Annotated in this window: 15 protein-coding genes; 9 read left to right on the top strand and 6 right to left on the bottom strand. The window is 48.0% G+C overall.

What is annotated here, in order from left to right; translation table 11 throughout:
• Nucleotides 1-114: 114 nt before the first annotated feature.
• Nucleotides 115-1,125, bottom strand: coding sequence for an acyl-CoA reductase (locus tag K7B07_RS03265; RefSeq protein WP_223707405.1), 1,011 nt, complete (start codon nt 1,123-1,125; stop codon nt 115-117).
• 64 nt (nt 1,126-1,189) lie between these two features.
• Between K7B07_RS03265 and K7B07_RS03260 the strand changes: the two genes are divergently transcribed.
• The 4 genes from K7B07_RS03260 (at nt 1,190) to K7B07_RS03245 (ending at nt 3,865) form a co-directional block, all read left to right on the top strand.
• Nucleotides 1,190-1,537 (top strand): 4Fe-4S dicluster domain-containing protein, encoded by a 348-nt coding sequence (locus K7B07_RS03260; RefSeq protein ID WP_018630022.1) that lies wholly within the window; start codon nt 1,190-1,192, stop codon nt 1,535-1,537.
• A 72-nt stretch (nt 1,538-1,609) separates the two neighbouring features.
• Nucleotides 1,610-2,596 carry a D-alanine--D-alanine ligase gene (locus K7B07_RS03255; RefSeq protein WP_223707403.1) on the top strand — a complete coding sequence of 329 codons (987 nt, stop codon included), beginning with the start codon at nt 1,610-1,612 and terminating at the stop codon, nt 2,594-2,596.
• Between the two features lie 93 nt (nt 2,597-2,689).
• Complete coding sequence (locus K7B07_RS03250; protein ID WP_223707401.1) at nt 2,690-3,526, top strand: PASTA domain-containing protein; 837 nt, start codon at nt 2,690-2,692, stop codon at nt 3,524-3,526.
• A gap of 30 nt (nt 3,527-3,556) precedes the next feature.
• Nucleotides 3,557-3,865: a rhodanese-like domain-containing protein gene (locus K7B07_RS03245; protein WP_223707399.1), complete on the top strand. Its 309-nt coding sequence runs from the start codon at nt 3,557-3,559 to the stop codon at nt 3,863-3,865.
• A gap of 54 nt (nt 3,866-3,919) precedes the next feature.
• On the opposite strand, the gene K7B07_RS03240 is transcribed toward K7B07_RS03245, so the two are convergent.
• On the bottom strand, nt 3,920-4,567 hold the full coding sequence (locus tag K7B07_RS03240; RefSeq protein ID WP_223707397.1) for a hypothetical protein: 648 nt from the start codon (nt 4,565-4,567) through the stop codon (nt 3,920-3,922).
• Between the two features lie 312 nt (nt 4,568-4,879).
• Here K7B07_RS03240 and K7B07_RS03235 point away from each other — a divergent pair, with 312 nt between their 5' ends.
• The 4 genes from K7B07_RS03235 to K7B07_RS03220 all read left to right on the top strand — a co-directional run bounded on the left by K7B07_RS03235 (nt 4,880) and on the right by K7B07_RS03220 (nt 8,727).
• On the top strand, nt 4,880-6,523 hold the full coding sequence (locus K7B07_RS03235; RefSeq protein ID WP_223707395.1) for a pyruvate dehydrogenase complex dihydrolipoamide acetyltransferase: 1,644 nt from the start codon (nt 4,880-4,882) through the stop codon (nt 6,521-6,523).
• A gap of 82 nt (nt 6,524-6,605) precedes the next feature.
• Nucleotides 6,606-6,968 (top strand): CoA-binding protein, encoded by a 363-nt coding sequence (locus K7B07_RS03230; RefSeq protein ID WP_223707393.1) that lies wholly within the window; start codon nt 6,606-6,608, stop codon nt 6,966-6,968.
• Nucleotides 6,969-6,984: 16 nt separating this feature from the next.
• Nucleotides 6,985-7,524, top strand: a complete 540-nt coding sequence (locus K7B07_RS03225) for a YceI family protein (protein ID WP_223707391.1) — start codon at nt 6,985-6,987, stop codon at nt 7,522-7,524.
• A 15-nt stretch (nt 7,525-7,539) separates the two neighbouring features.
• Nucleotides 7,540-8,727 (top strand): lipoprotein N-acyltransferase Lnb domain-containing protein, encoded by a 1,188-nt coding sequence (locus K7B07_RS03220; RefSeq protein ID WP_223707389.1) that lies wholly within the window; start codon nt 7,540-7,542, stop codon nt 8,725-8,727.
• A gap of 6 nt (nt 8,728-8,733) precedes the next feature.
• Here K7B07_RS03220 and K7B07_RS03215 read toward each other — a convergent pair whose 3' ends face one another.
• Nucleotides 8,734-9,735, bottom strand: coding sequence for a beta-ketoacyl-ACP synthase III (locus K7B07_RS03215; RefSeq protein ID WP_223707387.1), 1,002 nt, complete (start codon nt 9,733-9,735; stop codon nt 8,734-8,736).
• Between the two features lie 130 nt (nt 9,736-9,865).
• Here K7B07_RS03215 and ruvA point away from each other — a divergent pair, with 130 nt between their 5' ends.
• Nucleotides 9,866-10,450 carry a Holliday junction branch migration protein RuvA gene (gene ruvA / locus K7B07_RS03210; protein WP_223707385.1) on the top strand — a complete coding sequence of 195 codons (585 nt, stop codon included), beginning with the start codon at nt 9,866-9,868 and terminating at the stop codon, nt 10,448-10,450.
• 53 nt (nt 10,451-10,503) lie between these two features.
• Here the strand turns inward: ruvA and K7B07_RS03205 are convergent, their stop codons facing one another.
• The 3 genes from K7B07_RS03205 to bshB1 all read right to left on the bottom strand — a co-directional run bounded on the left by K7B07_RS03205 (nt 10,504) and on the right by bshB1 (nt 12,987).
• Nucleotides 10,504-10,968 (bottom strand): VOC family protein, encoded by a 465-nt coding sequence (locus K7B07_RS03205; protein WP_223707383.1) that lies wholly within the window; start codon nt 10,966-10,968, stop codon nt 10,504-10,506.
• A 99-nt stretch (nt 10,969-11,067) separates the two neighbouring features.
• Nucleotides 11,068-12,138, bottom strand: coding sequence for a fatty acid desaturase family protein (locus tag K7B07_RS03200; protein ID WP_223707381.1), 1,071 nt, complete (start codon nt 12,136-12,138; stop codon nt 11,068-11,070).
• Between the two features lie 105 nt (nt 12,139-12,243).
• Nucleotides 12,244-12,987: a bacillithiol biosynthesis deacetylase BshB1 gene (gene bshB1, locus K7B07_RS03195; protein ID WP_223707379.1), complete on the bottom strand. Its 744-nt coding sequence runs from the start codon at nt 12,985-12,987 to the stop codon at nt 12,244-12,246.
• Nucleotides 12,988-13,173 lie beyond the last annotated feature (186 nt).

The raw sequence follows: 13,173 nt of genomic DNA, 5'->3' as shown, positions 1-13,173 counted from the left end.
ACAAAGTAACAAACTGTACGGGATAATCGGAAGTTCTGACAGTCAGTTTAACAAAGTTTTACTAAAGTCTTCGTACTTTGAAAACCCGCTCCCGGAAGTGTCAGAATGAACTGGTTATCCGCCGTTCAGCGCCAGCAGGAAAGACAACGTGTCCTCACCATCTGCATACTGATCGATACCGGGGCTCTGGGCCTTGCCAAAAGGAACACAATCGTGTGCCACGATGCATTGAACAGACGGATTGTTGACCAGCTCTCCGGTGAGATTGGATCTGTTGCCATAAAATTCGTAGTTCAGCTGGCTTACGGGTGAAAACAGCGACGGGTCTTCAACCAGCAACAGGGCGGCCGTGCTCATGTAGAACCGGTTGTTGAGCAGGTGCAGGGCCAGGTTGTAGTCGTAGTTGTTTTTATACTTGTGTACATCCGACAGGTAATCATATTTTTTAAAGGCGGCCAGCAGCGGTTCAAAATCATATGCTTCCGGCACGTAGATCTTTGTGACATTCCGGCATCCCATACCAAAGTAAAGAAAAACGTCATCTGCCAGTGCCTCCAGCTCTGCTGCGGACTCCCTGCCTGTGAGCACTGCAGCAGAGCTGCGGTTGCGGCGGATCAGGTGCGGGTATTTTGCAAAATAATAATCAAAATAACCGGCTGTATTATCACTGCCGGTTGCGATATAGGCATCACAACCTTTAAGCAGTGTGGAGAAGCCAATCAGTGCTGTGGTTTCAGGCTCCCATTCATTCAGTTTGGAAACAAGATGTTTGATCAGCGTCTCGTCCTTGGAAGAAGCCTTTATCATACACGGGTTACCGGTGATGAATACACAAAGCAGGTCGTGAAAGCCCACCAGCGGAATATTGCCCGCCATCACCAGTCCCACACGTTTTGGATGTGCATTGGTTTCGCTGAGGAGCGGATAGGAGGCCGTCCATTTTTTCAGTACCGGCTCCTGTAAAAAAGAACGGACAATATTTTGCACGGCCAGGTCTATAAATGCCGGCAGGAACCAGCCATTATTGCGGTAAGCCTGTTCTTTTGCTGCGATCCACTCCGGAGTATCACGCTCCATATAAGCACCCAATTTGATCAATAAGCGGATGCGTTGCGATAATGTCATCTTCAATGATTAATTTTGTACAAAATAAACAGATTACAAATACTTTCAACCAAATAATAAAGGTATGGCTATTAAAATAACAGAAGAGTGTATAAATTGTGGGGCCTGTGAGCCCGAATGTCCGAACAACGCTATTTATGAAGGTGGGGTGGAGTGGACCATCTCCGACGGCAATACGGTAGCAGGGGAGTTTAAGCTGTTTAACGGTAATGTGGTGGATGCTCATTTTAAAAATGCACCGATAAGTGATGATACCTATTATATCGTTCCGGATAAATGTACCGAATGCCAGGGTTTTCATGAAGAACCGCAATGTGCTTCTGTTTGTCCGGTAGACTGTTGTGTGCCGGATGAAATGTACCAGGAAACAGTGGAAGAACTGCTGGCTAAAAAAGAAAAACTGCATTTATAATTTTTTAATACGATTTACTGACAGGCATACTATTTTAAACAAACAGTGGTGCCTGTTTTTTTACCGGGTAATATGAAGAAAACGATCGCGTTAGTTACAGGCGGACTTTCCGGAGAATCTGTGATCTCCTATAAAAGCGCTGCCACCATCGAAAAAAATCTGGACAGGAGCAAGTATAATGTTTATGTTGTGGATATTAACCCCGGGGGTTGGTTTTATACCGACAGCGGCGGCAACAAAACGGCTGTGTCAAAGGATGATTTCTCCATCGTTGAAAACGGACAGAAGATCACTTTTGACGCTGTACTGATCGGGATGCACGGAACCCCGGGCGAGGATGGAAAACTGCAGGGTTATTTTGATATGCTGGGCATTCCTTATACCGGCTGTGATGCCGCCAGCTCCGCCATTACCTTCAACAAAAGATACGCAGTTGCAGTTGCAAAAATGGCCGGCATCGGTGTGGCCAATTCGCTGCACCTGTTCGCCCATACCCCGGTGCCGGCCGCAACAATACTGGAACAGTTAAAACTGCCGGTATTTGTAAAGCCCAACAACGGAGGGTCCAGCATCGGGATGAGTAAAGTACAGGAGGCTTCAGAACTGGAAGCCGCTATAGAAAAGGCATTCAGGGAAGACAGCCAGGTACTGGTGGAGGAGATGATCGTAGGAAGGGAATTTACGATCGGGGTCTATAAATCCAACGGCAGTATAGAAGTATTGCCGTTTACGGAAGTAAAGGCGCACGACAGCAAGGCGTTCTTTGATTTTGAAGCCAAATACGAAGGGAAATCAACCGAGGTAACACCCGCTGAAGTAGAGGAAGCGATTGCCGGCAAGATACGTGCGGCAGCCCGCAAGGTATACGAAGTATTTAATTGCCGGGGTGTGATCCGGATCGATTTCATTTACAATGAAGCAGCAGGGCGTCCGTTTATGCTGGAAGTAAATACGATACCTGGTCAGAGCGCTGCCAGTATTGTACCTCAGCAGGTTGCGGCCGCAGGAAAGCAGCTGACCGACTTTTATACATTGCTGGTAGAGGAGTGTTTTGTTTAAACGGAATACGGGCGGGTGATATACCGGCTGATTTGCCCCCTTTTTTGGTTTGCACAAAACAAGTTTATCCTATATTTACCGAATAATCAACACATGTTTCGTTTTATAACAAGAAGACCACTCTGGGTGAACATACTGGCCGGGATCGTCCTGGCTCTGGCCGTTTTTTCGATGGTGATCCTCTCGTTGGGCTGGCTGACCCACCACAATGATGCAAAAACGGTTCCCCCCTTACTGGGAAAAACTTTTTCGCAGGCGGAAAAGATCCTTACGGATGCCGGCTTTGAAGTGGTGGTGCAGGACAGTATCTACAACGATACGCTGAAGCCGTTGCAGGTGGTACGCCAGGTGCCGGATGAATATGAGGTGGTAAAATCGAGCCGGACCGTATACCTGACCATTAACCGCGCCGCACCGCCACTGATTGAAATGCCGAATATTGTTGGGTACAGCCTGCGCAGTGCGGAATTTACACTGAATAATATGGGGCTGAAGCTGGGGGATACCACCTTCAGACCTGATTTTGCTAAAAATACGGTACTGGAGCAATTGTATAATGGTGTGGCCATACAGCCGGGAGCAAAAATAAGACAGGGGGCAAAGATCGATCTGGTGATCGGAAGTGGCCTGGGTACTTCATTCCTGGTTCCCAATCTTGTAGGACTTACCTATTCAGAAGCGGCGGCAACGCTGGGTGGCAAGGGCATCGGGATCGGATCCGTTATTCTTTCCCCGGGTGTAACAGACACTGCCAGCGCATTTGTATACCGGCAGAATCCGGAACGGTTTGATGTGGACGGAAATCCAAGATCCATCCGGCCGGGTCAGATCGTGGATGTATGGCTGAGTCAGGAACGGCCGGTAGTGGATTCTACCGGAGGCGGAAGCAGCAGGGATTCGCTGAAGGAGGACTCTGGTACACAGGAATAGATTTCCGGATAACCAATAAAATAGAATGTTATGAATAGTATTACCGTTCAGGAACTTAAAAAAAGAATAGACAGCGGCGAAAAGATCAATCTGATTGATGTAAGAGAGCCGGCCGAGTATGAGGAATATAATATCGGTGGTAAACTGATCCCGCTTGGTACCATTCAGAATATGGAAACCGATGAGCTGGAACCACTGAAGGAGGAAGAAGTGATCATTCATTGCCGCAGCGGGAAAAGAAGTGCTGCAGCCTGCCTGCTGCTGGATTCAATGGGATTTAAGAACACCGTAAATGTGGAAGGCGGGGTACTTGCATGGCGGGACGCATTTGAGCAATAAACTAAGATACAGATCCATAAAAAAAGTGCCGGCCGGCACTTTTTTAGTTTATGTTCACTTTTTGCTTTTATCGGTATAAGGGATGATCCGGTAGCCGGATTCCGGAAGATCGAATTTTGACAACGGAACCGCACTAAAATCAATATTGGAAACCGTATAGGTAACTTTCGTTTTTCCGTCAGAGGCTCCGTATTCCATTACCAGGCCCGGCAGGTTCTTATTGAGGTACTGGAATTCGGTATTTACAGGTATCAGGTCCTTTGTAAAATAAACGGTAAATGTGGTACCGTCGGTCATTTTGCCGATCGCCTTCTGACAATTGTAGTTGGCAATGGTCTTAAACTCGTCTTCGATCGTATAGGTAATGTTCTCGTTCTTCTTGTTGTGGTTCTTCCAGTCGGCAGCGGAAAGTTTCATCATATATTTTTCGCCGTAATCCTTTAAAATGGTAGCGCCCCCGGTCTTTCCGTCAAGGATAACGGATTCGGTGCCCAGGGAGCTGATCATATCGGCCCGGCTGGCGTTCCCTTTCAGATAAATAACGCTGGTGGCACCATCCAGCATGTCTGCCTTGCTGGGCTTATCATTGCTGGTATTGATGACGATATCATAATAAATAGTGGCTTCTGTCAGTTTTTTTTGGCTCCAAACCACAGTACTCAGCAATAATCCGATTAATATTGTTAAAACTGCTTTTTTCATTTCGATTGAATACATGCTACAGACGCGCCAAATTAGCAAATTGGTTGCGTATAAAAAAAGGAAATCTGCAGGGTTACAGATAAGAACACTGCAAAGATAAATGCCAGAACTACAATTAATATTATAAATGCTGCTGTTTTCTGGAAATTAAAGGAAAAATAATCCTGTCCGGGGAAATCAGTAACGGAGCGGATCGCAGGCTCAGTGTCTTTCTAATGAAGCCGGTGCGTAAAAAATCTTCTCGGTCAAACCTCATGATCTTTTCCTGCAAATTCATCATTTTATCTTAATTTCGGCGAAAATAAATAGGTAATGGCTGAGAAGATATTAATGCCCCGTTTGAGTGATACCATGACAGAAGGGGTGATTGCAGACTGGCATAAAAAAGTGGGTGATCCTGTTAAAAAAGGCGATTTACTGGCAGAGATCGAGACTGATAAAGCCACTATGGAACTGGAAAGCTATAAAGACGGTGTGATCCTCCACCTGGGAGGGCCTAAAGGAAGTAAGCTGCAGGTAGATGATCTGTTAGCGATCGTTGGTGAAGCCGGGGAGGATATTTCCGGTTTGGTTGGCGGAAACGGGGGGGATGCAAAGAAAAGTGCCGCTCCGGCCGCAGAAACACCAAAAGAAGCACCGAAAGAAACTCCCAAAGAAGAACCGAAGGCCGCTGCTGCACCATTGGTGGATGTATCAAAGATGGAGGAAGTGGTACTGATGCCCCGTTTAAGTGATACCATGACAGAAGGGGTGATCGCCAGCTGGGCTAAAAATGTAGGCGATCCTGTTAAAAAAGGCGATTTACTGGCAGAGATCGAAACCGATAAAGCGACCATGGAACTGGAAAGCTATAAGAACGGAACATTGCTGTACCAGGGCGCCGCAAAAGGAGAAAAAATACAGGTGAACGACCTGCTTTGCATCATAGGAGAAGCATCCAAGGTAGATGTGGATGCCATCGTAGCTGCCGTAAAAGGCGGTGGCGCAGCTCCTTCTTCCGGAGATCAGCCGCAGCCCGAATCAAAAGCCGCTGAAGCGGCCGCTCCTGCGGCGCAGCAGGAAGAAGCCCCCGCAACGACTGCAGATGGCGGCCGTGTTAAAGCTTCTCCGCTGGCAAAAAAATTAGCTGCTGAAAAAGGGATTGACCTGGGCAGTGTTAAAGGAAGCGGCGACAACGGAAGGATCGTTAAATCCGATATTGATAATTATCAACCTGCCGCGAAGAGCGCAACTGCAGGCGCAGCCCCTGCAATGGCAGCAGTTCCTGCAGGGCAGGAGCAGTACGAGGACATCCCGGTTTCGCAAATGCGTAAAACCATCAGCCGCCGACTGTCTGAAGTGAAATTCTCTGCACCGGAGTTCTATCTTACGATGGAGATCAACATGGATAAGGCGGTTGCCAGCCGTGCCCAGCTGAACGAGATCTCCGCCAATAAGATCTCTTACAATGATATGGTGCTGAAAGCCTGTGCAGTGGCACTGAAAAAACATCCGGCCATCAACAGCAGCTGGATGGGCGAAAGCATCCGGGTTAACCACCACGTGAGCATCGGGGTGGCCGTGGCCGTGGAAGAAGGGCTGCTGGTACCTGTAGTGCGTTTTGCAGACACAAAATCCCTTTCACAGATCGCCGGTGAGGTAAAAGAATTTGCACAGAAAGCGAAAAATAAAAAACTGCAGCCAGCCGACTGGGAGGGGAATACATTCACCATTTCCAATCTGGGTATGTTCGGCATCGAAGAATTCACAGCCATCATCAACCCTCCCGCATCCTGCATCCTGGCAGTAGGGGCGATCAACGAGGTGCCGGTTGTTAAAAACGGACAGATCGGAATCGGCAATATCATGAAGGTAACACTGACCTGCGACCACCGGGTAGTGGACGGAGCTACCGGTGCTGCCTTCCTGCAAACATTAAAACAATTACTGGAAGAACCGCTGCGAATGTTGGTTTAGTCAGATAACCGTCAATTCATGGAACAGGCTGCAACCTTTTACAGGAGCAGCCTGTTCTACTATAACGGAGTGAAGAAAATATATGAATAAAAAGACAGTTGTCCTTGGAGCCTCTGAAAACCCCGCCCGCTACAGCAATATGGCGATCAGGCGGTTGCGTACCCATGGACATGAAGTGGTGGCCATCGGCAAACAGGCCGGACAGATCGGTGATGTGGTAATACAAAAAGAGCAGCCGGATGCGGAGGGCGTGGATACCGTAACCGTATACCTCAACCCGCTCCATCAGCAGCAATACGAGGAATATATCCTGAAATTACATCCCAAAAGGGTCATCTTTAATCCGGGAGCGGAAAACGATGCCCTTTCAGCAAAGATCAAAGCTGCCGGTATAGAGCCGGTGGAAGCATGCACTTTGGTGTTGTTAACAACCAGTCAGTATTAAATAAATCAAAAACGTTATGAGAAGAGTATTGCTTTTAACCGCGCTGATCCTTGTGTTCACAATCCCGTTAACAGCGCAGCAGCTAAAACCGGTTGATGCAGAAAGTAAGATAGTATTTGCGATCAAAAATATGGGAGCGGATGTGGAAGGAAGCCTTAAAGGGTTAAAAGGAGTGGTACAGTTGAACACCGCTGACCCGGGGAAAAGTCATTTTGATGTAACCGTTGATGTTGCAACCATCAGTACCGGCATCCAGCGCAGGGATAACCATCTGAAGCAACCTGACTTTTTTGATGCAGCACAATATCCCCAGCTCCGCATCCAGTCGAAACGCATCCTGCCCAAACAGGGAAATGTTTATTATGCGGAGGCTACGCTGACGATGCATGGTATTTCCAAGCCCATTCAGTTTGACTTTATCGCCAAACCTGTAGATGGCGGTTACCAGCTTACCGGTAATTTTTCCCTGAACCGGCTCGACTATAAAATCGGTGGCAGCAGCATTACCATGTCGGATAAAGTGGCCGTCAGCCTTTCTGTTGTTGCAAAAAAATAAGAAGCCGCAGCTCCTATGAAAAAATGGTTCTCCGGTCTGCTGTTTTTATTGATTGTTCCGGTTCTGTACGGGCAGCAAACAGCTACAGCAGGAGAAAGCCGGCAACAGATCAGTATCCTTACCTGCGGAACGGGCGGTGAGTTGTATGCATCATTCGGACATACGGCGATCCGGATTGTTGACAGTATTCAGGGTACCGATGAGGTCTATAATTACGGCACCTTCGATTTTAACGATCCGCAGTTCTATTCAAAATTCACATTGGGAAAGCTGTTGTATTTCCTGGATAAGGAACCGTTCTACAGTTTTTTGAAAACCTATGAACTGGAGGGGCGTAGTGTGACGGAACAGGTGCTTTACCTGGATGACGCCGGAAAAAAAAGGATCCGGGCCTTTCTGGAGCAAAACCTCCTGCCGGCGAACCGGGCGTACCGTTATGATTTCCTTTATGATAATTGTGCAACGCGCGTCCGTGATGTCTTCCCGCAGACCCTGGGCGCATCCTTCCGTTTCGGTCCTGCACTGGAAAACCGGCAGCTGAGCTTCAGAAGGGTAATTGACAGCTATCTTGCAGATAAGCCATGGGAGCGTTTTGGGATCGATATCATACTGGGAAGCCCGGTTGATGCTGCAATGGACGAGCACAGCGCTCTTTTTTTACCGGATTATCTTTACACGGCCTTTAAAAATGCCCGCTATAACGGAGCCGGCTTTGTTGAGACGCGGCTGATCCTGCCTGCAAAAAAAGGAGCAACGGCCCCGGGGCCCGACACACCATTCTGGATATTGCTGGCTGTGTTGCTGCTGGTGGCGGCCGTTCATTTTGTAAAAGGCCTGTACCGGTTCCGGAAGCCGGTGGATGGTATCGTACTTTTTGTTACAGGGCTGCTGGGACTGCAATTGCTGTTCATGTGGTTCCTGACCAACCATCATTCCTGTGCCTATAACTGGAATGTTTTGTGGGCCCTGCCATTCAATACGGTTATGGCATTTGTTATACACAAACACAGCCGGTTTACAATAGGGTATACCGTTTTTGCCGCAGCCTGCATCCTTGCAGCGCTGGTGATTCATTTTTCCGGGATTCAGCAGCTGCCGCTCCGGGAACTAATGCCCTTATTGCTTGCACTGCTGCTTATTTACGGGAAAGCCGGCACACAAAAAAGGGACCCCGTAAGATCCCGTACCAATGTTGTATCCTAAAGTTTTTTATTTGCCGTCGTAGGCCCATTCCACCAGGGTGGCCCCCCAGGTAAAACCGCCGCCAAATGCAGCAAGCACAAGCTTGTCTCCGGTACGCAGTTTGTTTTCCCATTCCCAAAGGCAAAGCGGAATGGTTGCGGCGGTAGTGTTGCCGAATTTCTGGATATTGATCATCACTTTTTCTTTTGGAAGACCGATCCGCTGCGCGGTAGCATCGATGATCCGGAGGTTGGCCTGATGAGGGGCCAGCCAGGCGATATCATTTCCGGTAAGCTGGTTGCGTTCCAGCAATTGAGCGCTGACATCCGCCATACCGGTAACTGCAAATTTGAAAACGGTTTTTCCTTCCTGGTAGGCATAGTGTTCGCGGGCAGCTACGGTTTCAGCGCTGGCAGGATACATGGAACCTCCGGCCTTCATGCGCAGGTACTGGGCACCGCTTCCGTCGCTTCTCAAAATGCTGTCTTTGATACCATGGCCGTTCTGGCTGGGTTCCAGCAATACTGCCGCAGCCCCGTCACCGAAGATGATACAGGTAGTACGATCGGTATAATCGATGATCGAACTCATTTTATCAGCTCCTACAACAACTACTTTTTTATAGCGCCCGCTTTCGATCATCGAGGCTCCAAGTGTTAGTGTATAAAGAAAGCCGGAGCAGGCAGCTGACACGTCAAAACCCCAGGCATTTTTTGCGCCGATCTTATCGCAGACGATATTCGCTGTGGCTGGAAAAACCATGTCGGGCGTTACCGTTGCAACAATTAAGCAATCGATCTCTGCCGGCTCGATACCGCGCTTCTCACACAGTTGTTTTACTGCAGGAACGATCATTTCAGATGTGCCCTTGCCTTCCCCTTTCAGTATCCGGCGCTCTTCAATGCCCGTCCGTGTGCGGATCCATTCATCCGTGGTATCCACTATTTTTTCCAGGTCGAAATTGGTCAGTTTGTCCTCAGGAACATATCCGCCCACTGCAGTGATCGCCGCTATAACTTTATTGCTCATCTGGTAAAAAAAATTTAGCGCCAAAGTTAGGGGATAAAGCACATGTATTAAAAATTGAGCCGGCAAATTTTCGGCGGCGGCAACGGTAACGGAGAGGGTGTATAAGACCGGAAACCGTTAAATTCGCGTCATGTATGCATATTTAAAAGGCCGTTTTATTGATAAAACACCATCTGCCGTTACTGTTGATGTGAACGGGGTAGGGTTTGAAGTGCACATCAGTTTAAACACCTATTCGAAGATAGAGCCACTGAATGAAGGGCTGCTGTTCACACATCTTATTATACGCGAGGATGCGCAGCTGCTGTATGGTTTTGCCGAAAGAACGGAAAAGGAGCTGTTCCTGGGATTGATCAGTGTATCCGGTATTGGTGCCGGTACGGCACGGCTGATGCTTTCTTATATGAAACCGGAAGAACTGATTAAAGCGATTGCCTACAGTGATGTAAAAACACTGGAACGCATCAAGGGGATCGGGAAAAAAACAGCCGAACGTGTGGTGCTGGAACTTAAAGATAAGCTGGGCAAACTCAACCAGGACCTGCCGGTAGCAACCGTATCGGCGCCCGCAGGGGTACGGCAGGATGCCACAGAAGCATTGCTGGCGCTTGGCATTCAACGGTCACAGGCGATGCAGGCGGTGGAAAAAGTACTTGCTGCGGAGCCGGGGATCGCCCTGGAGCTCCTGGTGAAAAAAGCACTGAAGGAATTATAAGCTAAACAAGCTATTGCTCCGCAACAACAGGAGGAGGGGCCGGGGAAATTTGCTTACCGGAATATGGCGGGATCATTATTGATCTCGATCCAGTAGTTGTCCGGATCCTGCAGCCAGATCTGCTTCACACCATCCACACGGTTGGTGATCGCGGAACGTTTTCCGTTTACATCTTCATAAGGGACCTGCTTCGCATCCAGCTTTTTTATAAAATCCTCCAGTGAAGGCACACTGAAGCACATGTGGTTGTTCTTAAAATATTCCCGGGGCTTATCGGCACCGAGTATAATGTGCAGGGTGGTCTTCGGGCCTGTCTTAAACCAGGCATGTTTGCCGATCTTGAAGGGCTCATCTACCTGCTCCAGCCCGATAATATCCGCGTAAAAAGCAGCAGCTTTTTTAAGATCGGTAACATAAATGGCCTGGTGATTGGATAGAACAACGGCTTTGTTCTGTTGGGCTTGTACATTCATAACGGCAATAAAAACAAAAACGAGGGGAATAAGAATTCTTTTCATGGCAAACGGGAACTTAAAATAATATCAAATGTATTGATTTTATTAATAGTGCTGCTGCTGCGCGGGAAAGAAAAACGGAATGTACCCGGCCCTGCGTGCTTAAGGCCGGCTGAGATCTTTCAGATAAGAAACGTGGGAGACAAAAGCATGCCGTACCCGGCGGTATTCAATATAATTGACATTGAATTCAGCGCAGGTGTTCTTGATGATCCTGTTGATCTTCGGGTAATGGATATGGGAGATCTTGGGAAACAGGTGGTGTTCTACCTGGAAGTTCAGTCCGCCCATGAACCAGCAGGCCAGCCGGTTCCTGGTGGCAAAATTTGCGGTTGTTTTCAGCTGATGAATGGCCCACTCATCGTCTACTTTATTGTTCTGGGAATTCACCACCGGAAAATGCGTGTCTTCCACCGTGTGTGCCAGCTGGAAAACAATGCTGAGCACGAAACCGGCGAAAAGCGTATAGATCAGGAACCCGGTAAGCCAGTCCTGAAAACCCAGGACATAGATCGGTAATGCCACGAATAAGAAAATATGAAGCAGTTTGAATCCCCAGAATGTCAGGTGATCCTTTGTTTTCATTTTTTTCAGGGGAATATCGCCTACTTTCCCGGTGAAATATTTCTTATAGTCGGAGAAAAAGATCCAGAACAGGTAGAGAAAGGAATAGGCCAGCCAGAAATAAAAATGCTGATAACGGTGCATCTTGTAAAATTTCTGGGATTCGCACAATCTTAAAAAAGGCTTGGCATCAAGGTCGTCATCGATGCCGTCGATATTGGTATAAGCATGATGAATGACATTGTGCTTCATTTTCCACATAAACGTATTGGCTCCAAGGAAATTGAGGGAGGATGCGGCGATGGTATTCACCCAGGGTTTGCTGCTAAAGCTGCCGTGCGCACCATCATGCATGATGTTAAAACCGATGGCAGAAGTGAACAAACCCAGGATCAGGCATTCCACAATGGCCCAGACAGCAGGGGGAGTAAAAAATACCAGGTGCACATAAGTGGCCAGGAAACCAGCTACCAAAAACAAGGCTTTTGAATACAGGCGGAAATTGCCCGTGCTGCGTACTCCTTTTGATTCAAAATAATCGTGTATCCGATTTTTAAGAACCGTATGAAACGAGGGAGGCGGAGGAGTTGCAAACTTTGGAAAAGCCATTGTTAGATTTTAAATATTTTTTTGCTGGGTTGCAAAGGTAGCTAAAATGCGCCAGCCTATTGTATCAAATTGTTGTAAAATATTTCCTTTTATTTTAACATTTCCTCAGGTCTCGTTAAGGATCACCGAAGAAAGGTTCTCCATCCCGATGATCTTATTGGTCATCAGGCCTTCAGCGTGCTTCACCCCGATCCTTTTGCCCAGCATCCGGCTCCGGGCCAGGATACTTTCCCGGAAATCCGGTGTGGAGATATAGGTCTGCGGCTCCGGGTCGTCGGGGGCTGCGCTGCCTGTATAAAACTGTGTGCGGTAGGCTTCTATGGCCTTCATTTTAACATCAATAACAGGTGTAATGTCAATCAGCACATCGGGTTCGTGATACCAGTCCTGCATGTACTGAAAAAAATAGGAGGGTCTCCATTTTTGCTGCGGGGTGCCATCATCGTCTGTGGTTTCGATTTTAGACAGGCCGGATAAAAAGCAGGCGTCGTTGATCAGGTGCCCGGCACGTCCGTGGTCCGGATGGCGGTCTTCCAGCACATTACCCAGGATGATATCCGGCTGGTACCGGCGGATCACTTTGATCAGCTGCAACTGGTGATCTTCGTCGTTACGGAAGAACCCGTCGCGCATCCGGAGGTTTTCCCGTATGCTCACACCCATAATTGCCGCGGCATCAGCTGCTTCCTTATAACGGGTTTCTTTGGTGCCCCTGGTGCCCAGTTCTCCCTGGGTGAGGTCGATGATACCGGCTTTTTTACCGGATTGGATCTCCTTCAGTAATGTTCCGGCACAGCAGAGCTCTACATCATCCGGGTGCACGCCAATTGCAAGTATGTCTAATTTCATGAACGAGTGTTTGTTTTTGTTTCGAGCTGTAAAAAGCCGCATTATTCGCAAAGAAACAAAAGAATCAGCAAGAAAGTTTAGAAGGTATTTGGATTTGAGTCCTGACGGCTATCGAGGAGCGTTGATCGTCGGAGTCGGTTATCGACCGTCTTTCAACCAATAGCGTAGCAACCGAATTTTTCTGAG

The sequence above is a fragment of the Niabella beijingensis genome (assembly GCF_020034665.1).
Lineage (GTDB): Bacteria > Bacteroidota > Bacteroidia > Chitinophagales > Chitinophagaceae > Niabella > Niabella beijingensis.
Note: the sequence above shows the minus strand (reverse complement) of the source record. Positions and strands in the feature narration are given on the sequence as shown.